Genomic DNA, 22,446 nt, shown 5'->3' with positions numbered 1-22,446 from the left:
AACAGGCCGGGTATCACCGGATCGGGCAGCGGACGGTACGTCAACTGCCGAGGGTGAACGAGGGGTTGTTTGGCTATGACGACGTGCTGGTACGAAGGGCCACTGGCCGCCTTCGACACGGAGACGACGGGCGTGGACGTCGAGACCGACCGCATCGTGTCGGCCGCCGTCGTCGTCCAGGACGCCCCGGGCATCCGGCCGCGGGTCAGCCGCTGGCTGGTGAACCCGGGGGTTCCGGTGCCGGCCGGGGCGACGGCGGTGCACGGGCTGACGGAGGAACATCTGCAGCGCAACGGCCGGTGGCCGGCGCCCGTGATGTTCGAGATAGCGGAGGCGCTCGCCGAGCAGGCGCAGGTCGGCCGCCCGCTCGTGGTGATGAACGCGCCGTTCGATCTGACCCTGTTCGACCGGGAGTTGCGCCGCCATCGTGCCTCGGCCCTGAGCCGCTGGTTCGAGTCGGCGCCGCTTTTGGTGCTCGACCCGAGGGTCCTGGACAAGCACCTGGACCGCTACCGCAAGGGCCGCCGCACCCTGACCGATCTGTGCGCGCACTACGGCGTCGACCTGGAGGGCGCGCATGACGCGGCGGCCGACGCCGTGGCGGCGCTGGAGGTCACCCGGGCGGTGGGGCGCCGTTTCGCGTCGCGGCTGGAGCGCCTCGCCCCCGGCGAGCTGCACACGCTCCAGGCGGTGTGGCACGCGGCGCAGGCCCGGGGGCTCCAGGCGTGGTTCGCGCGCAGCGGCGTGGAGGAAGCGGTCGACCCGGCCTGGCCGCTGCGCCCGGACCTGCCTGCGGCGGCCTGAGCACCCGGTGCGGGCATGAGAAAACCGGTCCGTCTGCGACGGACCGGCTGTTTCCGGTGGGCGATACTGGGTTCGAACCAGTGACCTCTTCGGTGTGAACGAAGCGCTCTCCCACTGAGCTAATCGCCCGGGAACGCACTGAACCATACAGGCCCCGGCACGTTTCCTTCAAACCGCTTGGAGCTGCCTGGCCAGTCCGCGGGCTCCCGCGCGCATCATCAGCCGGTGATTGGCGCGGAAGACGGGCCGGCACGGCAGGGCGAGCCGCCGCAGCAGCGGCTTGCGGACGTCGACGACCTGGTCGTACCGCACGAGGGTCCTCGCCCCTTCCGGTGTGAGCGTCCAGCACGCCCAGCCCTCCATGTCACCGGACAGGGCGATCTCCAGCACGCCGGCCGCGGGGTCACGTCGCACCTCCCGCGCCGTGACGGTCATGTCGTACGGCAGGAACGAGCGGATCCGGACCACCCCCGTGGTGTCGTCGAGCCGGGTCACCTCCCGGACCTGGCGCCACCACCGGGGGTAGTCCTCGGCGCGTTCCAGCGTCGCGTACACGGCGTCGGGCGGCGCGGGCAGGCTCCACAGAGTGCGGAAGCGGTAGTGGTTCCAGTCCATGACCGCAGTCTGCCCACTCCCGGCGGGGAGGTATGAGTACGCGGCTGAGTATCCGCACTCATGCCGTAGGGGGTGACGCGGACCACACTGCCGGTCATGACGCACCTTCCGCCCCCGGCCGAGGAGTTGCGGCTCCTCGATGCCGAGCTGTGGCAACTGGAGTCCCGACGCACCCAGTTGCTGGCCCGCCGCGCCTGGCTGGTCGCGACCCTGCACCCGACGCGGCAGCAGGCCGGCGCCCAGGCACAGCCGCCGTCCGCCGCACCGCCCCGCCCGGAGACCGCCGCGCCCAGCGTGCAGAACGTCCTCCTGGTGCTCGGCGGTGTGCTGCTCACTCTCGCCGCGGCGGTGTTCACGCTGGTCAGCTGGGGGCACATGGGGATCACCGGGCGGGCGCTGGTGCTCGGCGCGGTCACGCTGGCCGCGCTCGCGGTGCCCGCGGTGCTGCTGAGGCGGGGGCTGCGGTCGACGGCCGAGTCGGTGGCGGGGCTCGGGCTGGCCCTGACCGTCCTGGACGCCTACGCGCTGCACGAGGCGGCCCTCGCCGGGACGGACGGGACCGGGTACGCGGCGGCCGCCACGGCGGTGCTGGCCGTGCTCTGGGCGGCGTACGGTCTGCTGCCGGCCACGGCCGCGCTGCGGCTGCCCCTGCCCGTCGCCCTGGCGGCGGCCCAGTTCCCGCTGCTGCTGTGGACGCTGTCCGCCGGCGCGGACCCGTATGCGATCGGCGCCGCGCTGCTGGTGACGGCCGGACTGGACACGGTGGTGGCGCTGCGGGTGCCGACCGCTTCCGTGCGGAGCTGCGCGGTCGTCGGCGCGTACGGCGCGGGCGGCTGGGGTGTCCTCGTCGCCGGCTGGCTGTGCGTGACGGCCGACGGCCCGGGGGCTGCCGCCCGGGCGGGGGCGCTGCTGCTGCTCGCGGCGGGGATCGCCCTGGCAGCGGCCTGGCGCGGCCAGGGAGCCACGCACGCCCTTGGCCTCACGATCGCCTCCGGGCTGCTCACCGTCGCCGCGCTGGGCGGAGTGACGCGCACCGTGGTCCCGTCGGAGTGGGTGGTGCCGGCTCATCTGGCCCTCGGTGTCGCCCTGTTGACGGTGCTCCCGGCGGTACGACTGCCGAACGCGGTGCGGCACGGTTTCCTCTGGGCCTCCGCCGCCGTGCAGGCGCTGGCTCTGCTGTGGACACTGCCCGTCGTCGCCTTGATGTTGCTGGGTCCGGCCGGATGGATGGGCCGGGTGTGGAGCGGTGCGCCGTCGGACGCCCGGGCGGCGGTCACCGTGGAGGCGCCCTGGCCGCCGGACGCGGCGACGGCTCCCGTGGTGCTGCTGGTGGTCGCGTCGGTGCTCGCGCTGGTGGTCCGTGCGGAGCAGTGGCGATCACGCGTCCGGTTCGGTGCGCTGGGCCTGCTGTGGGCCACGGCGCTGCTGTTCCCGGCGATTCTCGCGGTTGCCTACCCGGCGGGGATGGCGGTCCTGGGAGTCATGACGGCGGCCGCGCTGTACCTGGGCCGGACCACGGCGTCCGGCGTGCGGATGACAGCCCTCGTCCTGGCCCTGGTCACGGCCGTCGACCTGACTTTGGTCTCCCTGGCCTCCGAGACCGCGACACTCGTGGTGCTGTCCCTGCTGACGGCCCTGTTCGCGGCGGCCTCGTGGCGGTCGGACGTCGTCCCTGTCACGGCTCCGGCCGCCCTGGTGCACGCCGCCGCCCTCGCTTCGGCGACGGGTGCCGCCATCGACTGGCCGCCGGCCCGGACCGCCCTGCTGGTCCTGGCCGTTCCCGTGGCCGCCGCCCTGCTCGCGCCGCGTCTCACCGCGTCCCGGGCGACGGTGCCGGTCGAGGCCGTGGGGGCCGCCGCCGGCCTGCTGGCCGTGGGCCTGACGGTCACCGACCCGCCGCTGCTCGCGCTGGTGCTGGCGTTGTGCGGCGTCATCACGGCGGGCACGGCGCTGCGTCCGGACCGCCGCCCCGTCGGGTACGCGGCCACCGCCCTGTTCGTGCTGGCCGCCTGGGTGCGCCTGGCCGCGTGGGAGGTCGGCACACCGGAGGCGTACACGCTCCCGGTGACCGTTCCGGCGCTGCTCGTCGGCGCCCTGCGCAGGCGGCGCGACCCGCGGGCCTCCTCCTGGACGGCGTACGGCCCCGGACTCGCCGCCACGCTCCTGCCGAGCCTCGCCGCGGTCTGGGCCGACCCGCACTGGACGCGGCCGTTGCTGCTGGGCACGGCGGCCCTGCTGGTCACCCTGCTGGGTGCCCGGCATCGCCTCCAGGCGCCGCTGGTGCTGGGCGGCTCGGCGCTCGCCCTGGTCACGCTGCACGAACTCGCCCCGTACGTCGTGCAGGTGACCGGCGCGCTCCCCCGCTGGGCGCCTCCCGCCCTCGCCGGACTCCTGCTGCTCGCCCTCGGGGCGACGTACGAGCAGCGGATCCGGGACGTCCGGCGGGTGCGGGAGGTCCTGGGGAGGATGAACTGACCGCCGATTACGGCATCTTGTCCCCCAGCAGCGCCAGGTTCTCGATGGCGGCGAGGCCGTAGAGCGCGGTGTCGTTCGTGGACACCCAGGGCGCCTCGCTGCCCGGCACCAGCGTGAGCGGGCCGCTGAGCTTCTCGGTCTTCCAGGGCGCCGACTCCTTGTAGCCGTCGGAGTTGTAGAACTTGTCCCACGCGCGCTTGGCGAGCTTCTCGTCGCCGGACTGGACGGCGGCGTAGGCGTCGAGGCGCGAGTGGCCCTGGAAGAGGATCAGGGAGCCGAAGTTGCTGCCGTAGCGGGCCGCCTGCTCGGCCTTGGTGGCGTTGAAGTAGCGGCAGTAGTCGAGGTACGCCTCCTTGAACTTCGGCACGTCGACGAGGTCGATGAGCTCGGCGCACAGCTCGCCCAGGCCGAAGACGGCCGACAGGTGCGAGACCTCCACCTTGGGCTGGGCGGCGACGGCGAACTTGCCGGTGTCCAGGTCGTACAGGCCGCTGCCCTGGACGAAACCGTTGGGCTGGGCGGCGATCGTCTCCATGGTGGACAGCACGCGCGCCTTGGCCTTCTCCCACTTGGGGCCCTTGCGCTCCCACTCGGTCAGCCAGGCCGAGACCAGCCCGCTCCAGTCGGTGCCGAAGCCGATCGACAGGGCGTGCCGGTCGGGTGTGTACGGCTCGGTGCGGATCTTGCGGAGCGGGTCGAGGGCGAGGAACGTCTCGTCGGAGTCGACGTTGGCGTGCATGAGGTCGCCGACGCGTTCGTCCGCCGTGAGGAAGTAGTAGAAGCGCCGGTACGTGGTGTTGGCGATGCGCTGCTGCTTGGCGCTGTCGGCGAAGTGCTGCACGCCGTGCCGGGTGCCGAGGCCGGCCCACTTGCCCAGGTGGTAGACGTCGACCTCGCCGGTGTGCCGGGTCATGGCCTCGGCGAAGCGGAAGATGTCCGAGCGGCCGCTTCTCAGGTACGCGTACCAGAGCCACAGGTCAGGCGACAGCTCGGAGTTGTCCCAGGCGTAGCCGCCGACGTCGTAGCGCCACTGGTGCCGGACGGTGTCGTAGGTGTGCATGATGTCGCCGTAGTCCCAGAAGCCGTACCACCGGCGCGTCTCCACCTGGTCCTTGTAGTAGGTGAAGAGGAAGTCGAGGTGGTCCTCGATCTTGGCCTTGGCGGGGGTGGAGCGGTCGGGTTCGGCGTACAGGCCCTTGCCGAAGACGCCCGCCTTGATGAGCTGCTTGGGCGGGGCGGCGAGCTGCGGCAGCACCCGGACGGCCTCGACCTGCTCGGCGAGCCGCTCGGCGCTCGGGGTGGACTCGTTGGCCCAGAAGAGCAGTTCGGAGGTGCGGGCGATGCCGTACGGGGTGCCGAACTCGGGCTCGTAGTCCTCGTAGGTGATGTTGAGGCCTTCGAGCTGCTCGGGGAAGGTGTCCTGGCCCATGCCGTCGTGGTAGAAGCGCATGTCCATGGGCTGGGCCTCGGGGGACCAGAGCCAGAGGGTGACCTCGGCCTCGTCGGTGTGGGCGCCCCGGATGTCGAGCTGGGCGGGGAACTTCTCCCAGAAGTCGCGCAGGCCGAAGGAGAATCCGCCGCTCACTCCGCCGACGTACCCGAAGCCGGAGGCGCGCCGGCCGCCGCCCGCCGCGATCCAGCCGTGGCCCTTCTTGGTGCGCTTGCGCAGGGTGAAGCCGTCGGCCGACAGCTGGGAGAGGGTGTAGTCGCCCCACTCGGGGATGTACTGCAGCCGGGTGGTGACCCGCTGGTCCCAGGTGGCCGGGTCGGGCAGCTTCTTGCCCTCGTACTGCGCCGCCTGCACGGCCGCTCCCGGGTCGCGGCGCAGGCCGGTGATGCCTTTGACGGCCTCGCGCAGCAGGCCGGTGCCCTCGCCGCCGATGCGGATGTGCCGGTCGTAGGACTCGTCGCGCATCGGCACGCTGAAGCGGACGCCGAGGCCGCGGATGAAGTCGCCGCTCGCCTTGCCGGGCTCCTGCTTCCCGTCGTAGGTGATGGTGTGCACCATGCGGAAGGAGTCGGCGCCCGCGTAGAAGTAGAGCCGGATGGAGAAGGGCAGCCAGCCGCGGCTGCCCTTGCGGTGCTTGCCGTCGACGCGGACGACCGCGCGGACCGGGCCCTCCTGCTCGACGGTGACCTTGTCGACGGCGCCGTCGAAGCGCTCGGTCCTGACCGCGCCCTGGTCCTCGTCCTCGATCTCGGGCTGGCGGATCAGCACGAGCCGGCCGTTCTTCGCGATCTCCGTCGCGCCCCGTCTGACCGACTTGACGATCGTGGAGCCGGACGTGCCGATCTTCGCGGTGATGACGCCGGTGGAGATGTCGATGGTGCCGCCGCTCTTGTCGACGGTGACCTTCTTCTCCGGTGCGGCGGGCGCCCCGGCGGCGAGGGTGAGCTTGCCGTCACCCGAACCGACCGCGTGAGCCGTCCACTTGAGGGAGCCGTCGGGCCAGTAGGCGATCGGCCAGGACTGCACGGGCACGGCCTTGCCGTCCGCGTCCGTCAGCGCGAAGGTCTGGTCCTTCTGGTAGGCGCCCCTCGGCCAGGGGACGCCGACGGTGGAGCCGGGGGCCGCGCCGAGGCCGCCGCCCTCCAGCCAGTCAAGGGTCACCGGGTCGGCGTCGGCGGCCTCGGCTCCGGGGGCGGCCTGGGCGTCCCGGGCTCCCAGCGCCCAGCTGAACTGGGCGGCGGCTCCGGCGACGGCGGCCGCCTTCAGAAGGGACCTGCGGGGGATGGGAGACATGGCGTTGCTGCCTTTCCTCGTCCGTGCGGGAAGCGATTCCGTGCGCTGGTCAGGGGCATGACAGAGAGAGGCGCGGCGCCCGGGGCGCCGGCCTGACAGTGGAGGAACCGCCGGTCAGCGGCGCCGGTACCGCTCCTCCACGGCTACGGCCGCCGCCGCGACGGCCCCGAGTACGGGGACCGCCAGCGGCGCGGCGAACCAGGCGGACACGACCACCACGGCCAGTCCGCCGATGATCAGGAAGGACCCGGCCGGGTCGAGCACCGTCCGGCGCCAGGCCGCCGCCAGCAGCGTCCGCCAGCGGGCCCCCGGCTCCCAGACCGCCGCCGCGCGCAGCCCGGCCACGACCAGGGCGATCAGCGCGCACACGCCGACGGCCCCGACCAGCGGCCCGCCGGGGATCCCCGCCCGGACCGCCTGGACGTCCACCCAGACCGCGGCCAGCGCGGCCCACCCGGCGAGCCCCGCGAGCCACCCGCCGCGCACGGCCGTGCGGAAGTCCGCGACGAACTCCCGCCGGCCACCGCCCTCGTGCGCGGTACGCCGCCGCAGGTGCCGCGCGCCCGCGGCGAAAGCGGCGGGATACGTGACGACCCCGAGTGAGGCCACCGCGATCCACACACCGGTCAGCAGGCACTCGGCGAACACCGCGAACCGCTCGGCGAGCAGCGACTCGCCCCGTGCTTTCACCCGGGTCCCGGCCATGCTCACCTCAGCCCTTCAGACCCGACGTGGCCATGCCGTCGATCAGATAGCGCTGGAAGGCCAGGAAGAAGGCGAGCACCGGCAGCAGCGCGACCAGCGACATGGCGATCATGCCGCCGTAGTTGGCCACGGCGTCCTGGTCCACGAACATCTTCAGGCCGAGCGAGACCGTGTACTTGTCGGGCTCGTTGAGGTAGATCAGCGGGCCCATGAAGTCGTTCCAGGAGTTGATGAACGTGAAGATCGCGCTGGTGATCAGGGCCGGGCGGCACAGCGGCAGCATGATCGACCAGTAGATGCGGAAGTGCCCGCAGCCGTCCAGCCGGGCCGCCTCGTCGAGCTCCTTGGGCATGTTGCGCATGAACTGCACCATCAGGAAGACGAAGAACGCCTCCGTGGCCAGGTACTTGCCGAGCAGCAGCGGTGTGTAGGTGTTGATCATCTCCATGTTGCGGAACAGCACGTACTGCGGGATCAGCAGCACGTGGTAGGGCAACAGGAGGGTGCCGATCATCAGCGTGAACAGCAGATTGCGGCCGGCGAACCTGATCCTCGCGAAGGCGTAGGCCGTCAGCGAGCAGGACGCCAGGATCCCGATCACCGAACCGACCCCGAGGAAGAGCGAGTTGTAGAAGAAGGTGGAGATCGGGATGTCGGCGATGCCCTCGGCGAGGCTGGTGTAGTTGGAGATGATCGGGTCGCCGGGGAAGAGGTCCAGGCTGCCGACGATGTCCTCGCTCTTCTTGAAGGAGCCGCCGATGACCCAGATCACCGGGTAGAGGATCACCGCCAGGACCAGCAGGGAGCCGATGTGCCAGGCGAGGGATCCGGGCAGTTTGTGCCGCAGCCCGCCCGCCCGCGCGGAGGGGGCCGGGGTGATGTCGGTGGCCTGCGCGCTCATCGGGCGCCCTCCTCGTAGTGCACCCAGCGCTTCTGGGACCAGAACAGCACCGCCGTCACCAGGGCGACCGCGACCAGCAGCATCCAGGCCATGGCGGAGGCCAGGCCCATCCGGCTGTTCTCGAAGCCCTGGACGTAGAGGTAGCAGGTGTAGACCATCGAGCCGTCCGCGGGACCGCAGGCGTTGCCTCCGGCGCCGCCGCCGACGATGTACGCCGAGCTGAAGATCTGGAAGGAGTGGATCGTCTCCAGCAGGACGTTGAAGAAGAGCACCGGGGAGATCATGGGCAGGGTGATGTTCCAGAACCGCCGCAGCTTGCCGGCCCCGTCGACCTCGGCCGCCTCGTACAGCTCGCGCGGGACCTGCTTGAGACCGGCCAGGAAGATGACCATGGGGGCGCCGAACTGCCAGACGGTGAGCGCTACCAGGCTGTAGATGATCATGTCCGGGTCGCCGGTCCAGCCGCCGACGCCGATCCCGAAGATCTGCTGTGTACGGTCCACGATCGCGTCGTCCGAGAAGATCGCCTTCCAGACGATCGCGACGGAGACACTCGCGCCGATCAGCGACGGCGCGTAGAAGGCGGCCCGGTAGAAGGCCTGTCCGCGCCGCTTCTGCGCGAGGAGCAGGGCCACACCGAGGGCCGCGAGGAGCTTGAGCGGCGTTCCGACGACGACGTACCAGAGCGTCACCTGCACCGAGTGGCGCCAGCGTGGGTCGCCGAACATCTCGGAGAAGTTGTCGAGGCCGATCCACTTGGGCGCGTCGAACAGGTTGTAGTCGGTGAACGCGAAGTAGAGCGAGGCGACCATCGGGCCCGCGGTGAGCAGCAGGAACCCGGCGATCCAGGGAGACATGAAGAGATAGCCGGCCAGGTTCTCCCGGCGCCGCCGCCGCTTGAGGGCGGCGGGGCGCGCGGGCTTCACCGGACCGTGCCGCGGCTCGGAGTCCTGGGACAGGCCCTCCATCGCAGGGGCGTGTGTCACGGCGGTTCCCATCAGGTGCCGAGAGCCGTCTTCGACTCGGTGAAGAACTGCTTGACGGCGTCAGCCACGGACCGCTTGCCCAGAGCCATCTCCTCGGCGATGCGCAGGAACGCGGCCTCGCAGATGTCGGCGCCTTCCGGGTGCGGCGTGATGGGCTCCAGAACGCCCGCCTTGACGAGGGACTGCTCGTACTCGGCTATGGCCTTGTTGACCGGGTCGGTCGGCTTGTACGCGTCGAACTGGGACTGCGTCGCGGGCACACCCCGGTCGTAGCCCATGATCTTGGCGACCTCGGGGTCGTGCACCATGAAGTCGATGAACTGGGCGACCTCCTTGGGGTGCTGGGTGCGCTTGGAGGCGCTCAGCATGAGGGAGCCGAGGTACTGGCCGGTCTTCTTGCCGTCCGTCGTCGGGATGGGCGCCAGACCGTACTCGCTCTTGCCCTCGGAGGTGTAGCGGACGGTGAAGTTGTCCCAGGTGAACTCGCTGCCGGCGAGCTCCGCCGCGACCGCCGACTTGGGCTTGATCTGCGCGACCTTCTTGGGGTCGGCGTAGACGCCCTCCTCGACGCCCTTCTTGGCCTTCGTCCACCACTCCGTCAGATCGGCCTCCGTGAAGCCGAGTCCGTCCTCGGTGAAGAACGCCTTGCCCTGCTGGCGCAGATAGGGGTCGTAGAGGTACATGACGCCGTACATGCCGCTGTCGCCGGCGCGGCCCGTCTTGTCGCGGATCTTCTTCATCGCCGCGTCGAAGTCGTCCCAGGTCCAGCCCTGCTCCGGCTTCACACCGGCCCGGGTGTAGACGGGCTTGTCGATGACCAGGGCCATCGAGTTGGAACCGACCGGGACTCCGAGGAGCTTGCCGTCGATCTCGCCGAACTTCTCAAGTCCGGCGCGGAATCCGTCCATCCGGAGGTTGCCGGCCTTGACCTGCTCGCTGAGATCGAGCAGCACGTTCTTCGCGTCGTATTTGCGCAGGAACCCGATGGCATTCTGGAAGACGTCCGGCGGATTTCCGCCGGAGGCCTGGGTGTTGAACTTCTTCCAGAAGTCGAGATAAGGCTGGAAGTCCGTTTTCACCTTGATCTTCGGGTACTTCTTCTCGAAGAGCGCGATGGTCTTGTTGATGCGCTCGGCGCGGTCCTCCGCACCCCACCACGCGTAACGGATCGTCACCGTCCCGTCCGCGGAGGTCCCTCCGTCGCCACCGCAGCCGGTGGTCGCGGCCAGCCCCAGCGTGGCCGCCGTGGCCCCGGCCGCCTTCAGAATCGTACGTCTCTCAACATTCCTGCCGTTCACCACGGTTGGCCCTCCCCGCACATCGTCCCGCTCGCATGAATCGTTTCAAGTAAGCGCTTGCTGGCACAAGTTACGGAGGGGCTGAGGGTGCGTCAATGATTCGGACAAGAATTTCTTACCGAGCGGGCCGGCGGCGAGGCGGGGCAGGGCGGCGGTACGCCGGGCCCGCCGGGGTGACGCCACTGGTGAGACGGGTGCGGTCGGCGGACCGAACGGGGCGGGGCCGCCCGCACGGCTTTCGGGAGCGACCGAAAGGCGACGCCGGGGCGAGTGGCGCGGGGCCGGGCGGAGGGTGACCGGTTTCCGCCCTTGAGGGGCCGCCGGCCGGACGTTCGGCGGCACGGGACGGGAGACACCCGCGCGAGGCGGGCCGGGCATGGAACGACGGCGGCCCACCTGCGCAGTCGCTGGTGGGCCGCCGTTCCGGGTGGGCGATACTGGGTTCGAACCAGTGACCTCTTCGGTGTGAACGAAGCGCTCTCCCACTGAGCTAATCGCCCGGACGCAGGAAGAACATTACCCCATGTCAGGGGGTGCCTGTGACCAGCGCCGGCCGGCACCGGCACCCCCGCGGCGGCTCACTGGTCCTTGATCTTCCACGGCATGACGACGCCGAACTTCCACACATAGATACCGACCAGTACGGCCACGATCACCAGTCCGATACTCGTCAGGATGATGTTCCGGCGCCGCACCCTGGGATCGAGGGCGCGCTGTGCGGCCTCCGTGACCTTCCGCTTGGTCCAGCGCAGCACCAGCTGGGCCCACACGAACTCGGTCGCCCAGATCGCCATGCCGCCGAAGATCACGACCCAGCCCGGTCCGGGCAGGGGCAGCATGATGATGCCCGCCACGACGACCGCGAGCCCGATGATGAAGATGCCGACCTGCCAGCTCACATGCAGCAGCCGGCGCGCTTTGACGAATTCCGGCGCCCGTGAGCCGAGCGCCCGCTCCTGCTCGCCGCCCGCCTCGTCCGTCCCCGACTCGTCCGCCGCCACGGCCACCTCGCCCGGCTCGTCACTCCCCGTATTCATACGGACAAACACTACCCGAGCGAAACCAGTCACCGGAATGGACGCACGACGCGAACGATCTCTCGGCCGGAAGAGTTACCTAAAGGCACGCAAAACACTCAGAGGGGTTTACAACGGCACCGTAGGTGGCATGTCGATTTCGCCGACGTGCGAATCCCCGAGCGCACACTGAGCGAAAGGCCCTGGCGCTTATGAACACCACGGTCAGCTGCGAGCTGCACCTGCGCCTCGTTGTGTCGAGCGAGTCCTCCCTGCCTGTTCCCGCAGGCCTGCGGTACGACACGGCCGACCCCTACGCCGTGCACGCCACCTTCCACACCGGAGCCGAGGAGACCGTCGAGTGGGTGTTCGCCCGCGACCTCCTCGCCGAGGGACTTCACCGCCCTACGGGCACCGGCGACGTCCGCGTCTGGCCGTCGCGCAGTCACGGTCAGGGCGTCGTGTGCATCGCCCTGAGCTCACCGGAGGGCGAGGCCCTGCTCGAGGCCCCGGCACGGGCTCTGGAGTCCTTCCTGAAGCGGACCGACGCCGCCGTGCCGCCCGGCACGGAACACCGGCACTTCGACCTCGATCAGGAGCTCTCGCACATCCTGGCGGAAAGCTAGGGCGAGGCGCTCACCGAGCAGCCCGGCGCCGTCGACTCGGGGAGACGGCTCGGGCCAGGACAACCGCATACGGGATACACCGGCGCCGGCACCGCGCACCACGCGGTGCGGCGCCGGCTCGCGTGTACGGCCGTTTCGGCTCGCGTGCGCGGCCGTTTCGGCTCGGGTGCGCGGCCGTTTCGGCTCGCGTGTGCCGCGCTCGCCTCGCGGGGGCCGGGCGGCCCTGTGTGCCGGCGGCCCGCGAGTGCCCGTGGCTCGCATGTGCCGGGATGGCTCCGGTGCGCCAGGCGGCCCACAGTGCCTGCGACTCACATGTGCCGGGATGGGTCGGGTGTCCCAGCGGCCCGTGAGTGCCTGGCGACTCGTGCGCCGGGCTGGATCGGGTGGGCCTGGCGGCCTGCGGGTGCCTGATGACTCGCATGTGCCAGACGACTCATGTGTGCCGGGGCGGCTCGCGTGAAAGCGGCCCATGCGCCCGGCGCAGCTCGCGTGAAAGCGGCCCACGCACCCGGCGACTCGCGTGTGCCGGGCGCCTCACGTGTGCCGGGCGGCCCGCGAGTGCCCGGCGGCTCGCGAGTGCCCGGGCGGCTCACGTGTGCTCGGCGGCTCTCATGTGCCGCCGGGGCGCAGGCCCGCAGCCGGGGTCTTTCGCTGCCCGGAGGGCGGGCGGGAACCATGGCGTGCTCGGCCGCGTTGTATTCGAGGCCATGTGCGGGCATGAGGGGCGGTCCGGCGGGGTCGAGCCGTTACCATCGGCCAGCATCGGCGGGCGCCTGCCCGACCCCCAGGCCAGGGAGCGAATCGTGCTGATCACCCACGACACCCGGTGCGCCCTCGACACCGTGGTCGATCTGGTGAACACCGCACCGGACGACGACACGGCGCCGGACGGGCTGCCGGACGTGGCGGCCCTCGCGGATTTCGTACGAAACCACGAGATCAGCGATGTGGGAGTGCTCTCGGAGTTCGACCTCTCGGCGGTGTGGAAGATCCGCGGGCGGTTCGCCGCCGTCTTCGCCGCCCCTGACGCCCGGACCGCCGCCGGCCAGATCAACGAGCTGGTCGCCGCCGCGGGCACCACACCCCGGCTCACGGACCACGACGGCTACGACTGGCATGTGCACTACTTCGCGCCCGGCGCCTCCATCGCCGACCACCTGGCGGCCGACTGCGGGATGGCCCTGGCCTTCTTCGTGGTCGCCGGGGAGCAGGAGCGGCTGCGGCGGTGCGAGGCGCCCGACTGCCGACGGGCCTTCGTCGACCTGTCCCGCAACCGCTCGCGGCGCTACTGCGACAGCCGGACCTGCGGGAACCGCCTGCATGTGGCCGCGTACCGGGCGCGGCGCAAGGAAGCGGCGGGCTGAGCCGCCACCGCAGGGGCGCGTGGCGGGCGGATGGTCGATGCCGACGCGGTCCCGGCGGGTGGCGCCGGGTACCGCGGGTACGGCTCACAGCAACAGCAGATCGTGCAACGAGGCCATGAGCAGCAGACTCCCGATCACCGCGAGGAAGATCATGAGCGGTGGCTGGGATAGGGCGAAGAGGCAACCACGCGGCTCGTCCTGCGGTGGCGCGGGGTCGCTCTGTTCCGTCGTGTCCAGCATCTCGCGGCGATGATGACGCAGTCGGACGGCCGGGCGCGATCAGCGGCCTCGTTCCGTGCGGGTGTGCGCCGATTTCGCGAGGTCCGGTTCAAATTGTGATCATTTCCGCGCGCCCTGGGACCTGCTGTGACGATTCGGCCGGCGCGCGGCCGTCATATGCCGTGCTTCTTGAGGATGGCCTCGATGTCGCTGAAGTCGTCGTCGCCCCGGGTCGCCGAGGCCGGCCGGGTGGCCGGGCGGGACCCCTGGCCCTGGCCCAGGGAGGGCGCCGAGGCCGCCGGAGCCACCGCCTCCGGCCGGGCCTCCGCGCGGGCTGCCCTGCGCTCCTTGCGGGTGCCGCCGCGGCGGCGCTCCACGACACGCGTGGTCATGAAGAGCACCCACGCGAGACCGAGCACCCCGAAGCCCGCCCAGGCGGTCACGCTCAGCGCGGTGTCGGCCAGCCAGTCGACGACGCCCGTCATCACCAGGCCGATCGGCACGAGCGAGTACGCCGCGATACGGGTCGCCGCGAGGAAACGCTTGCGGTACGCCGTGACGGCCGCGATGCCCAGGCCTGCCGCGGACACGGCGGAACAGACGGTTTCGGCAATCATCCGGTCCTCCAGGCGTGGCGCGGTCGGGCAGGGGCACTTCGTCCCTTCCATCCTGCACCCGCCACAGCCCGGGCGGCCATGCCCAGGCCCGACATCAGGGAGATCTCCGGGTCGCCTCCTCCGCAGGTGCCGGTGCGGGTGCACGGCCTGGAAGACTGTGGGTATGAGCGACTCCTTCCCTGCCCCTGCCGCCGCCCCCGTCCTGGAGGTCTGGTGCGACCTCCAGTGCCCGGACTGCCGCACCGCACTGGACGACCTCCATGCCCTGCGCGACCGCTACGGCAACCGTCTGGAACTGCGGCTGCGGCACTTCCCCCTGGAGAAGAACAAGCACGCCTTCGCCGCCGCCCAGGCCGCGGAGGAGGCGTGGGAGCAGGGCCGGGGATGGGAATACGCCGAGGCGCTCCTCGGGCGGGTCGAGGAGCTGGGCCGTAAGGGAGAACCCTTCCTGGTCGAGCTGGCCCGCGAACTTGACCTGGACGCCGAGGAGTTCGACACCGCCCTGATCGACGGCCGGCACATCCTGATCGTGGACGCCGACCAGGCCGAGGGCAAGGCGATCGGCGTGACCGGCACCCCGACCTACGTCATCGGCGGTGAGCGGCTCGACGGCGGCAAGAGCCAGGAGGGGCTGCGCGAGCGGATCGAACAGATCGCGGACCGGCTGCTGGCCGGGCCGGAGCAGGAGCAGGAGCAGGAGGGCTGACCCTGCGCCTCCCCGGCCCCTGCCCCGTCCTTCCAGACCGCTGGGCCTCCGGCCGCTACAACAGCGGCTTGTACATCGCGTACACGTTCGTCTCGTAGCCGAGCGAGGCGTAGAGCCGTTCGGCGGGGGTGTTGCCCGCGAAGACGTTGAGGCCGATGGTGCGCCTGCCCTCGACGGTCGCCTGGGCCTCTGCCAGCAGCATGAGGGTGCGGCCGTGGCCCTTGCCGCGGTGGGCGGCGTGGGTCTCGACGTCGAAGACGAAGGCGCTGTCCTCACGCAGGGCGAGCCACAGCGTGCCCACCGCCGTCCCCTCGTGTTCCACGACGCTGAAGAGCATGCCGGGGGTGGCGAGGCCCTCGGGCAGCAGGGTGGCGTGGTCCCGCTCCGACTTGGCGCGGGCCTCGGCCTGTGGGACGCCCCGCTCGATCCAGCTCTCCGCGTAGTCCTCCTTGCCCTTCTCCAGCCAGGGGCCGAACTCCGCCTCGGTCATGGGCCGGGCACGGCTGCCCTCCGGCAGCTCGGGCGGGGCGTCGCCGAGCGGTTTCTCCATGGTGCGGTTGCGGACGACGTAGCCGAGGGCGGTGGCGAGCCGGAACGCCGCCTCGGAGCCGGCGGGCACGGCCGCCTCGATGCGGCGGCACCCCCAGCCGCGCGCCACCTCCTCGGCGGCCAGCGCGGCCACCGTGCCCCGGCCGCGCCCGCGGTCCGGTTCCTCGATGCTCAGCTTCATGATCCGGGCCACGGCGTCGCCGAACACGGGATGCGTGCCGAGGTGTATCGCCCCTACGGGACGGCTGTTCACGCACACCTGGTAGCGGCGTGAGCGCGTCCCGTCGGCGTTCTGCTGAAGCGGCTCGGTCGGCCGCAGGGTCGTGGTCATCAGGGGTGTTCTACCCGCAACCACGCCCCTGGTCAGCCGAATATGCGGGAGCTGTCAGGGGTCGAGGTCGTCCCCGGACCGCTCCTCGAAGGTCCGCATGGCCTTGGCGGTCACCGGGCCGGGCGCGCCGGGCAGCTCCCGGTCGTCGACCCGGTGCACGGCCTGCACGTCCCGCAGGGTGGACGTCAGGAAGACCTCGTCGGCCCTTTCCAGGACGTCCAGCGGCAGGTCGGTCTCCTTGGCACCGGTCCACTCGACCGTCAACGCGCGCGTGATGCCCGCGAGGCAGCCCGAGGCGAGCGGTGGCGTGTGGATCTCGCCGTCCAGGACGACGAAGACGTTGGACCCCGTGCCCTCGCAGAGCTGTCCCACCGTGTTGCCGAACAGGGCTTCGGAGGCGCCCTGTTCGCGGGCGCGGGCGAGGGCGACGACGTTCTCGGCGTACGAGGTGGTCTTCAGGCCGGTGAGCGCGCCGCGCTCGTTGCGGGTCCAGGGGACCGTGATCACGGCGGTGGAGTCGGGGCGGCGGGTCGTCTCGCCGAGGGCGACGACGAGCGTCGGGCCATGCTCGCCGCGGTCGGAGCCGAGCGGGCCGTGGCCGCCGGTGTAGGTGATGCGCAGGCGGCCGAGCGGCACCGGGTTGGCCTCCAGGACGGCGGCACAGGCGCGGCGCACCTCGTCGTGGTCCGGGTCGGGCAGTCCGAGGCCGCGCGCCGACCGGGTCAGCCGGTCGAGGTGCCGCGTGAGCGCGAACGGCCGGCCGGCCACGGCCTTCACCGTCTCGAAGATGCCGTCGCCCACGGTCAGCCCGTGGTCGAAGACGGAGACGCGGGCGGACTCGGTGTCCTGCAAGCCGCCGTCGAGCCAGATCTTCACGTCAGGTCCTCTCCACTCACCTCATACGCTCCCGACGCTATCGCGAGCAGCCGGGCCGCCTTCAGCTCGGTCTCCCGCCACTCCCCCTCGGGATCCGATCCCCAGGTGATGCCGGCGCCGCTGCCGAAGCGCAGCATGCCGTCGGCCCGGTCGATCCAGAAGGTACGGATGCCGACGGCCAGCTCACCGGTCTGCCGGTCGGCGTCGACCCATCCGATCCCTCCGCAGTACGGCCCTCTGGGCACCGTCTCCAGCGCGTCGATGATCCGCAGCGCGCTCGACTTGGGCGCGCCGGTGACCGAGCCGGGCGGGAAGGCGGCGGCGAGCAGCTCGGCCCAGCCGGCCCCCTCCCCCAGCTCACCGCGGACCGTCGACACGAGATGGACCAGCCCCGGATGCTTCTCGACGGCGCACAGGTCGGGCACCGTCACACTGCCGGTGGCGCAGACCCGCCCGATGTCGTTGCGGACGAGGTCCACGATCATCACGTTCTCGGCGTAGTCCTTCTCCAGCAGGTCCGCCTCGGTACGGCCGGTGCCCTTGATCGGGCCGGATTCGACGACGCGTCCCTCCCGCCGCAGGAACAGTTCCGGGGAGGCGGTGGCGATCTCCACACCGTGACCGGGCAGGCGAATCGTTCCTGCGTACGGTGCCGGGTTGCCGAGGGCCAGCAGCGCCGTGAGGGCGTCCACGTCGGCTCCGGGCGCGACGGGCGCGGACAGCACCCGGCACAGGTTCGCCTGGTAGACCTCGCCGGCCGCGATGTGCTCGCGAATTCGCCGTACCGCCGCGATGTACGCACCGCGGTCGAGCGACGACGTCCAGTCACCCGCCGCCGGTCCCCGCCACGCGCCGGGCGCGGGGGCGGGCACGGCCGCGTGCCGCACGTCCCGGAAGCGGGCGCAGGTCAGACGGCCCTCGAAGTCCGCGCAGACGGCCCAGAAACCGCTGGATTCCAGGGCTTCCGGATCGTCGGTGACGTCGAGGAGCCCGGTGGCGACGCGGTCGCCGAAACGGGCGAGGGGTGGGAGGTCGAGCACGCGGTCGAGTCTATGGCGGGCGTCCTGCCGGTGACCGGCGGACGTCCGTCGGCGGGGCCCGGTGACCGCCCTGAGCAGGGGAAGCGCAGCACGCTGCGCAAACGCGTTTTTGTACTGGCACCGGAATCCGCTAGAGTTCAACTCGTCGCCGGGCCGCGAGGGCGGACCGAAACGACAGGCGGACGTAGCTCAGTTGGTAGAGCGCAACCTTGCCAAGGTTGAGGTCGCGAGTTCGAACCTCGTCGTCCGCTCGAAGGAACAGGGGCTTCCCGGCCCCTTACGCTCCTGGTGGAGTGGCCGAGAGGCGAGGCAACGGCCTGCAAAGCCGTCTACACGGGTTCAAATCCCGTCTCCACCTCCAAGGACGATTAGCTCAGCGGGAGAGCGCTTCCCTGACACGGAAGAGGTCACTGGTTCAATCCCAGTATCGTCCACTGGATCTGCTCGAAGATCCGAACCCGCGCGATTAGCTCAGCGGGAGAGCGCTTCCCTGACACGGAAGAGGTCACTGGTTCAATCCCAGTATCGCGCACGCAGTGCCCGTGATCCGCCGCACAGTGTGGTCATGGACCCGAGGACGATTAGCTCAGCGGGAGAGCGCTTCCCTGACACGGAAGAGGTCACTGGTTCAATCCCAGTATCGTCCACACCACACCGGAGCCCCCGGCCGTACGAATCGGCCGGGGGCTCCGTCGTGCCGTGATCCTCGTGTCAGGACGAGAACAGCATGCGCCCGAAGCTCTGCCGGTGGTGACCGTGGTGGCCGCCATGATGTCCGTGGCCGCCGTGCGGGGCGCCCCAGGCGGGAGCCGGTGGGGCGGGGTAGGCCTGCGGGGCGGGCGGGGGCGGCGGGGCGGACTGGGACCACTGGGCCTCCAGACGCGTCAGCGACTCCAGCTCGCCGTAGTCCAGAAAGATCCCGCGGCAGCCGCTGCACTGCTCGATCTGGACACCGTTGCGGTTGTAGGTGTGCATCGGAGCATGGCACTTCGGACACTGCATGGTGGTTCAACTCCTCGCCGGTCGGTCCTGCTTACCGTGTCGCCAGGACAGACTCTGTCCGGCTGTGGTCGGTTGCACCCTACTTCGCGTGCCCCTGCGCCAACTGCGGCGGGACGGTGGCCATTCGACCGCAGGCGTCCACGACCGACTGCTCCACCTCGTCCAGGGGGCGACCTGCGGCGACCGCCTTGGCGACGGCCCGGGCCGCGGTCTGCACGGTGAGGGCGCGGGCGGGGACGTCCAGGGCGGGCCAGGGATCGCCGTCGGCCGGGACGGCGGGGCCGCCCTCGGCGCGGTAGGCGGCGAGGAACCGGGCCCACTCACCGGGCGGGAGCAGTCCGCAGGCGTACCAGGCGGCGGGGCGGGCGAGATCCCAGGCCGGGACGCCGACGCCCAGGTCGTCCACGTCGATCAGCAGCCAGGGGCCTTCGGGGGCGGGGTGGCGTACGAGCTGGCCGAGGTGGAGGTCGCCGTGACACAACGTGCCGGTCCGTGGCATCGGGGCCTTACCCCGGGCCCAGGCGGGGAGGGTGTCCCAGGCGCGCAGGACGGGGAGCGCGGCGGGGTGCGGGCCGGTGCCCCGGAGCCGGGCGATGGCGCGGGCCGCCTTGGCGGGGCCTCGCATGGTGGGCGTCTTCGGCGGGGCCGGAGTGCGGTGCAGCCGGGCGAGGAGGGTGGCGGCGGCTTCCCAGGGGGCGGCGTCGGGGGCCTCCGGGTCGACCGGGGTCCCGTACGGCCAGAACGTCACCCAGCGGTCGTGGAGGCCGGCGGGGGTCGGGGCGAGCGGGGGCAGGAGGATGCCGGGGTGGTGGGTGGCGAGGGTGAGGCGGGTGGTCAGTTCGGCGGGGTCGGTGTCTTCGGGGTGGGCCTTCGCGACGGTGTCCGCGTGCCGTACGACGATGCCGTCGGGGCGGTCCGCAAGGGTGGCCGCGCCGCAGGGGCAGGCCGAGGAGCGTGCGTGAGCGGTGGCTCGGGCCTTGGCGGTGAGCTGTCGTACGAGCAGGGCGGGGGCGGGCTTCACCGGGGCGAGAGTACGCGCAGGCGGGCCCGGACTGTAAGGCGCTGTCGGCTTCGGGGGCTCGGCGTCGCTACCGGGGGGCCGGGTGGGTCCGCAGCTCAGCGGACCTGCACGTACGGAAAAGGAAATGCCGGCGCAGCTCCCCAGCTGCGCCGGCATTTGTGCCGTCCGCCGCACCCCCGTCCCCACGGGGTTTCATGGGTGGGATGTCCCCGCCCGGACCGCTCTTCCGGGCCTGGGGTCGCCGCTCAGCGCCCCAGCATCTCTCCCACGGACGACGCCTGTGTGGCCACTGTCTCCCACCCGTCGAAGACGAGGAGGAGCAGGACCGCCAGGGGAAGGGCCATCAAGGTCGCCACCACGGGGTGGCGACGGCCCTGACGGCTGGTGCGGTGTGCCGTGTGGGCCATGGTCCCTCTCCTGACCGTTCTCAGTTGTCGTTGGCGGCGGCGGGTGTCTGACCTCGGGGGACGAGTGCTGCACCCGCCGCTTGACCTCAAATCTAGGTCTCCGGCCCGTCCCGGGCGTCATGCCCTCGTACCGATTGCCGGGCCTCCCGGAGGATGAGCCGTCACCTGCGATGTACTCCCCTGGGTGGAGACGGAGACCGAGGTCTCAGGGTCTTCCCCGAAGGGACGCCCGGCTCACCCCGCTTTGTCCGAGCTTTCCTCTCGCGGAATCGGCTGCTCCACCAGGGCCAGCACCCGGTTCGCCATGAAACGGGCCGTACGCACGACCGTCCCGCTCCGGGTGACTTCGCTCACTTCCACGACACCTCGACGCACCGCCGTCTCCACCCTGCGGCCCGCCCTGCTCGCCACCACCTCGTAGGTGCGCGTCGTGTCGCCGGCGTCCACGACTATCTCCACACGGTCACCCTTCACGGGTCCAATCCCCCTTCCGGGCCAGGCGGTTGGGGAGGCCCCCCGCGCGAACACGGACTGCCCGCACGCCCCCTGACCACCCTTCAAGTCTCCCACCCACCACTGACAATCCATCGCCCCGAGAGGGCGCGGCCTCTGCGCGCGGGCGGCCGTGGAAACGTAAGCTGTGGCTCGTCACAGGACCGGGCAGCGGGGATGAACATGGCGATGATGCGCCTGAGGCGCGAGGACCCGCGCGTCGTCGGCTCGTTCAGGCTTCACAGACGGCTCGGCGCGGGCGGGATGGGCGTGGTCTACCTGGGCTCCGACAAGAAGGGGCAGCGGGTCGCGCTCAAGGTCATCCGGCCTGACCTGGCGGAGGACCAGGAGTTCCGCTCGCGGTTCGCCCGTGAGGTCTCGGCGGCCCGACGGATCCGCGGCGGGTGCACGGCACGGCTCGTGGCCGCCGACCTCGACGCGGACCGGCCCTGGTTCGCCACACAGTACGTACCCGGTCCTTCCCTGCACGACAAGGTCGCCGCCGAGGGACCGCTCGGCGCGGCCGATGTCGCGGCAGTCGGTGCCGCCCTGTCGGAGGGCCTGGTCGCCGTGCACGAGGCCGGGGTCGTGCACCGGGACCTGAAGCCGTCCAACATCCTGCTGTCCCCGAAGGGGCCGCGGATCATCGACTTCGGCATCGCCTGGGCCACCGGCGCCTCGACGCTCACCCACGTCGGTACGGCGGTGGGCTCGCCGGGCTTCCTGGCGCCGGAGCAGGTGCGCGGGGCCGCCGTCACACCGGCCACGGACGTGTTCTCGCTCGGGGCCACGCTCGCGTACGCCTCGATGGGCGACTCGCCCTTCGGGCACGGCAGTTCCGAGGTGATGCTGTACCGAGTGGTGCACGAGGAACCGCAGCTGCACGGCGTACCCGACGCCTTGGCTCCGCTGGTGCGGGCATGCCTGGCGAAGGACCCCGAGGAGCGGCCCAGCACGCTCCAACTGTCCATGCGGCTCAAGGAGATCGCGGCCCGCGAGGCGCAGGACCTCGCCGGCGTCCGGCCGCCCGCACCGCGCGGTGCCGAGACCGACCAGCCCGCCGACACCTACCCCGAGCGCGGCCGGCGTCCGCAGGGACAGCAGAGTGCGGGGGCGTCCGGGGCGCAGCGGGGCCGTGGGACTCCCCCGCCGCGGCGCTCCTCCGGTCCCGGGGACGGCGCTCCGTCGACGGACGGCCCGGCCTCCCAGAACGGAGCGGGCGCGCGGGGCGGAGCCCGGCCGGCGGGCGGCGGGAACAGGTCGACGGGAGGCGGGAACCGCGGCAGGACTCCGGTGCGCGGCACCGGCGCCTCGCGCGGTGGCACCCCGTCGCGCTCCGGAGCACGGCCGACTCCCACCGGGCGCAACGGGACCCGGTCGGGCAGCGGCAGCCGCCCCGCACCGCACAGCGGTACCGGGCGTCCGGGGTCCAGGAACACGGGGACCGGGCTGCGGCCCGCGAATCCCCGGCTGCTGCGGCAGCGGCTGTTCGTGTTCGTCGTGGTCACGCTGCTGGTGGCGGTCGGCATCGCCCTGGTGCAGGGCTGCCAGGGCTCGGCTCGGGGACTCGGCGGCGACGGGGCCCGGCAGGAGCACGCCCAGCGGGGCTACGAACCGCGGGGTTTCCACCCGTAGGGCCGGATCACTTGAGGT

The 22,446-nt window shown here is 71.6% G+C and carries 22 protein-coding genes and 7 tRNA genes; 11 read left to right on the top strand and 18 right to left on the bottom strand.

Going from position 1 to position 22,446, the window contains the following annotated elements; all coding sequences use genetic code 11:
* The first annotated feature begins 75 nt into the window (after positions 1-75).
* Positions 76-804, top strand: coding sequence for an exonuclease domain-containing protein (locus ACFZDA_RS29160; protein WP_391087261.1), 729 nt, complete (start codon positions 76-78; stop codon positions 802-804).
* Between the two features lie 57 nt (positions 805-861).
* Here ACFZDA_RS29160 and ACFZDA_RS29155 read toward each other — a convergent pair.
* Positions 862-933: transfer RNA gene (locus ACFZDA_RS29155), tRNA-Val, on the bottom strand.
* Positions 934-972: 39 nt separating this feature from the next.
* Complete coding sequence (locus ACFZDA_RS29150) at positions 973-1,419, bottom strand: SRPBCC family protein (protein WP_391087166.1); 447 nt, start codon at positions 1,417-1,419, stop codon at positions 973-975.
* A 96-nt stretch (positions 1,420-1,515) separates the two neighbouring features.
* On the opposite strand from ACFZDA_RS29150, the gene ACFZDA_RS29145 reads away from it, so the two are divergent.
* A complete protein-coding gene (locus tag ACFZDA_RS29145) occupies positions 1,516-3,894 on the top strand; it encodes an SCO7613 C-terminal domain-containing membrane protein (protein WP_391087163.1) in 2,379 nt (792 codons plus the stop codon).
* Positions 3,895-3,901: 7 nt separating this feature from the next.
* Here ACFZDA_RS29145 and ACFZDA_RS29140 read toward each other — a convergent pair whose 3' ends face one another.
* The 7 genes from ACFZDA_RS29140 to ACFZDA_RS29110 form a co-directional block, all read right to left on the bottom strand.
* The gene (locus tag ACFZDA_RS29140) at positions 3,902-6,637 is read right to left on the bottom strand and encodes a Tat pathway signal sequence domain protein (protein WP_391087161.1); all 2,736 of its coding nucleotides are present in this window, start codon (positions 6,635-6,637) and stop codon (positions 3,902-3,904) included.
* A 114-nt stretch (positions 6,638-6,751) separates the two neighbouring features.
* On the bottom strand, positions 6,752-7,342 hold the full coding sequence (locus ACFZDA_RS29135; protein WP_391087158.1) for a hypothetical protein: 591 nt from the start codon (positions 7,340-7,342) through the stop codon (positions 6,752-6,754).
* A 7-nt stretch (positions 7,343-7,349) separates the two neighbouring features.
* Positions 7,350-8,243, bottom strand: coding sequence for an ABC transporter permease subunit (locus tag ACFZDA_RS29130; protein WP_391087155.1), 894 nt, complete (start codon positions 8,241-8,243; stop codon positions 7,350-7,352).
* Positions 8,240-9,241, bottom strand: a complete 1,002-nt coding sequence (locus tag ACFZDA_RS29125; RefSeq protein WP_391087152.1) for an ABC transporter permease subunit — start codon at positions 9,239-9,241, stop codon at positions 8,240-8,242. The genes ACFZDA_RS29130 and ACFZDA_RS29125 overlap by 4 nt, the downstream gene beginning before the upstream one ends.
* Positions 9,241-10,530, bottom strand: coding sequence for an extracellular solute-binding protein (locus ACFZDA_RS29120; RefSeq protein WP_391087148.1), 1,290 nt, complete (start codon positions 10,528-10,530; stop codon positions 9,241-9,243). Before ACFZDA_RS29120 ends, ACFZDA_RS29125 begins: the two co-directional genes overlap by 1 nt.
* 425 nt (positions 10,531-10,955) lie before the next feature.
* Positions 10,956-11,027, bottom strand: a tRNA-Val gene (locus ACFZDA_RS29115).
* Between the two features lie 78 nt (positions 11,028-11,105).
* Positions 11,106-11,564 carry a TIGR02611 family protein gene (locus tag ACFZDA_RS29110; RefSeq protein WP_391087145.1) on the bottom strand — a complete coding sequence of 153 codons (459 nt, stop codon included), beginning with the start codon at positions 11,562-11,564 and terminating at the stop codon, positions 11,106-11,108.
* A gap of 191 nt (positions 11,565-11,755) precedes the next feature.
* Here ACFZDA_RS29110 and ACFZDA_RS29105 point away from each other — a divergent pair, with 191 nt between their 5' ends.
* Together ACFZDA_RS29105 and ACFZDA_RS29100 are read left to right on the top strand one after the other, a co-directional pair.
* Positions 11,756-12,169 (top strand): SsgA family sporulation/cell division regulator, encoded by a 414-nt coding sequence (locus ACFZDA_RS29105; protein WP_004002642.1) that lies wholly within the window; start codon positions 11,756-11,758, stop codon positions 12,167-12,169.
* Between the two features lie 803 nt (positions 12,170-12,972).
* Positions 12,973-13,533 carry a CGNR zinc finger domain-containing protein gene (locus ACFZDA_RS29100; protein ID WP_391087142.1) on the top strand — a complete coding sequence of 187 codons (561 nt, stop codon included), beginning with the start codon at positions 12,973-12,975 and terminating at the stop codon, positions 13,531-13,533.
* 84 nt (positions 13,534-13,617) lie between these two features.
* On the opposite strand, the gene ACFZDA_RS29095 is transcribed toward ACFZDA_RS29100, so the two are convergent.
* Both ACFZDA_RS29095 and ACFZDA_RS29090 read right to left on the bottom strand, forming a co-directional pair.
* Positions 13,618-13,773, bottom strand: coding sequence for a hypothetical protein (locus ACFZDA_RS29095; protein ID WP_391087139.1), 156 nt, complete (start codon positions 13,771-13,773; stop codon positions 13,618-13,620).
* Between the two features lie 152 nt (positions 13,774-13,925).
* Positions 13,926-14,369, bottom strand: coding sequence for a hypothetical protein (locus ACFZDA_RS29090; RefSeq protein ID WP_391087136.1), 444 nt, complete (start codon positions 14,367-14,369; stop codon positions 13,926-13,928).
* Between the two features lie 163 nt (positions 14,370-14,532).
* Here ACFZDA_RS29090 and ACFZDA_RS29085 point away from each other — a divergent pair, with 163 nt between their 5' ends.
* The gene (locus tag ACFZDA_RS29085) at positions 14,533-15,075 is read left to right on the top strand and encodes a DsbA family protein (RefSeq protein WP_391087133.1); all 543 of its coding nucleotides are present in this window, start codon (positions 14,533-14,535) and stop codon (positions 15,073-15,075) included.
* 55 nt (positions 15,076-15,130) lie between these two features.
* Here ACFZDA_RS29085 and ACFZDA_RS29080 read toward each other — a convergent pair whose 3' ends face one another.
* Genes ACFZDA_RS29080 through ACFZDA_RS29070 form a run of 3 tightly spaced genes read right to left on the bottom strand, consistent with a single transcriptional unit; the run spans position 15,131 to position 17,871 of the window.
* Positions 15,131-15,955 (bottom strand): GNAT family N-acetyltransferase, encoded by an 825-nt coding sequence (locus ACFZDA_RS29080; RefSeq protein WP_391087130.1) that lies wholly within the window; start codon positions 15,953-15,955, stop codon positions 15,131-15,133.
* A 54-nt stretch (positions 15,956-16,009) separates the two neighbouring features.
* Positions 16,010-16,831, bottom strand: a complete 822-nt coding sequence (locus tag ACFZDA_RS29075; protein WP_391087128.1) for an aminotransferase class IV — start codon at positions 16,829-16,831, stop codon at positions 16,010-16,012.
* On the bottom strand, positions 16,828-17,871 hold the full coding sequence (locus ACFZDA_RS29070; RefSeq protein WP_391087125.1) for a chorismate-binding protein: 1,044 nt from the start codon (positions 17,869-17,871) through the stop codon (positions 16,828-16,830). Before ACFZDA_RS29070 ends, ACFZDA_RS29075 begins: the two co-directional genes overlap by 4 nt.
* A 178-nt stretch (positions 17,872-18,049) precedes the next feature.
* Here ACFZDA_RS29070 and ACFZDA_RS29065 point away from each other — a divergent pair.
* The 5 genes from ACFZDA_RS29065 (at position 18,050) to ACFZDA_RS29045 (ending at position 18,518) form a co-directional block, all read left to right on the top strand.
* A tRNA-Gly gene (locus ACFZDA_RS29065) sits at positions 18,050-18,122 on the top strand.
* A gap of 36 nt (positions 18,123-18,158) precedes the next feature.
* Positions 18,159-18,232 (top strand) — tRNA-Cys (locus tag ACFZDA_RS29060).
* A gap of 1 nt (position 18,233) precedes the next feature.
* Positions 18,234-18,305 (top strand) — tRNA-Val (locus tag ACFZDA_RS29055).
* Positions 18,306-18,331: 26 nt separating this feature from the next.
* Positions 18,332-18,403: transfer RNA gene (locus tag ACFZDA_RS29050), tRNA-Val, on the top strand.
* Between the two features lie 43 nt (positions 18,404-18,446).
* A tRNA-Val gene (locus ACFZDA_RS29045) sits at positions 18,447-18,518 on the top strand.
* 64 nt (positions 18,519-18,582) lie between these two features.
* Here ACFZDA_RS29045 and ACFZDA_RS29040 read toward each other — a convergent pair.
* From ACFZDA_RS29040 to ACFZDA_RS29025, 4 genes are all read right to left on the bottom strand, one after another.
* Positions 18,583-18,873 carry a zf-TFIIB domain-containing protein gene (locus ACFZDA_RS29040; RefSeq protein WP_306968584.1) on the bottom strand — a complete coding sequence of 97 codons (291 nt, stop codon included), beginning with the start codon at positions 18,871-18,873 and terminating at the stop codon, positions 18,583-18,585.
* Between the two features lie 79 nt (positions 18,874-18,952).
* The gene (locus ACFZDA_RS29035) at positions 18,953-19,894 is read right to left on the bottom strand and encodes a phosphotransferase (protein WP_391087122.1); all 942 of its coding nucleotides are present in this window, start codon (positions 19,892-19,894) and stop codon (positions 18,953-18,955) included.
* A 245-nt stretch (positions 19,895-20,139) separates the two neighbouring features.
* Entirely contained in the window at positions 20,140-20,301 is a 162-nt protein-coding gene (locus tag ACFZDA_RS29030) for a hypothetical protein (RefSeq protein WP_391087119.1), read from the bottom strand.
* Positions 20,302-20,535: 234 nt separating this feature from the next.
* Positions 20,536-20,775 (bottom strand): hypothetical protein, encoded by a 240-nt coding sequence (locus ACFZDA_RS29025; protein WP_184981801.1) that lies wholly within the window; start codon positions 20,773-20,775, stop codon positions 20,536-20,538.
* 195 nt (positions 20,776-20,970) lie between these two features.
* Between ACFZDA_RS29025 and ACFZDA_RS29020 the strand changes: the two genes are divergently transcribed.
* The gene (locus ACFZDA_RS29020; RefSeq protein WP_391087115.1) at positions 20,971-22,428 is read left to right on the top strand and encodes a protein kinase; all 1,458 of its coding nucleotides are present in this window, start codon (positions 20,971-20,973) and stop codon (positions 22,426-22,428) included.
* Positions 22,429-22,446 lie beyond the last annotated feature (18 nt).

This window comes from Streptomyces sp. NPDC007991 (assembly GCF_042958445.1).
Taxonomy (GTDB): domain Bacteria; phylum Actinomycetota; class Actinomycetes; order Streptomycetales; family Streptomycetaceae; genus Streptomyces.
This window is presented reverse-complemented; position numbering and strand designations above follow the sequence as displayed.

Bases quoted from the DNA above. Each gene is read 5' to 3' on its own strand.
- ACFZDA_RS29160 (WP_391087261.1), top strand. From the start codon at position 76: ATGACGACGTGCTGGTACGAAGGGCCACTGGCCGCCTTCGACACGGAG.
- ACFZDA_RS29150 (WP_391087166.1), bottom strand. From the start codon at position 1,419: ATGGACTGGAACCACTACCGCTTCCGCACTCTGTGGAGCCTGCCCGCG.
- ACFZDA_RS29145 (WP_391087163.1), top strand. From the start codon at position 1,516: ATGACGCACCTTCCGCCCCCGGCCGAGGAGTTGCGGCTCCTCGATGCC.
- ACFZDA_RS29140 (WP_391087161.1), bottom strand. From the start codon at position 6,637: ATGTCTCCCATCCCCCGCAGGTCCCTTCTGAAGGCGGCCGCCGTCGCC.
- ACFZDA_RS29135 (WP_391087158.1), bottom strand. From the start codon at position 7,342: ATGGCCGGGACCCGGGTGAAAGCACGGGGCGAGTCGCTGCTCGCCGAG.
- ACFZDA_RS29130 (WP_391087155.1), bottom strand. From the start codon at position 8,243: ATGAGCGCGCAGGCCACCGACATCACCCCGGCCCCCTCCGCGCGGGCG.
- ACFZDA_RS29125 (WP_391087152.1), bottom strand. From the start codon at position 9,241: ATGGGAACCGCCGTGACACACGCCCCTGCGATGGAGGGCCTGTCCCAG.
- ACFZDA_RS29110 (WP_391087145.1), bottom strand. From the start codon at position 11,564: ATGAATACGGGGAGTGACGAGCCGGGCGAGGTGGCCGTGGCGGCGGAC.
- ACFZDA_RS29105 (WP_004002642.1), top strand. From the start codon at position 11,756: ATGAACACCACGGTCAGCTGCGAGCTGCACCTGCGCCTCGTTGTGTCG.
- ACFZDA_RS29095 (WP_391087139.1), bottom strand. From the start codon at position 13,773: ATGCTGGACACGACGGAACAGAGCGACCCCGCGCCACCGCAGGACGAG.
- ACFZDA_RS29090 (WP_391087136.1), bottom strand. From the start codon at position 14,369: ATGATTGCCGAAACCGTCTGTTCCGCCGTGTCCGCGGCAGGCCTGGGC.
- ACFZDA_RS29085 (WP_391087133.1), top strand. From the start codon at position 14,533: ATGAGCGACTCCTTCCCTGCCCCTGCCGCCGCCCCCGTCCTGGAGGTC.
- ACFZDA_RS29080 (WP_391087130.1), bottom strand. From the start codon at position 15,955: ATGACCACGACCCTGCGGCCGACCGAGCCGCTTCAGCAGAACGCCGAC.
- ACFZDA_RS29040 (WP_306968584.1), bottom strand. From the start codon at position 18,873: ATGCAGTGTCCGAAGTGCCATGCTCCGATGCACACCTACAACCGCAAC.
- ACFZDA_RS29030 (WP_391087119.1), bottom strand. From the start codon at position 20,301: ATGGCCCACACGGCACACCGCACCAGCCGTCAGGGCCGTCGCCACCCC.
- ACFZDA_RS29020 (WP_391087115.1), top strand. From the start codon at position 20,971: ATGAACATGGCGATGATGCGCCTGAGGCGCGAGGACCCGCGCGTCGTC.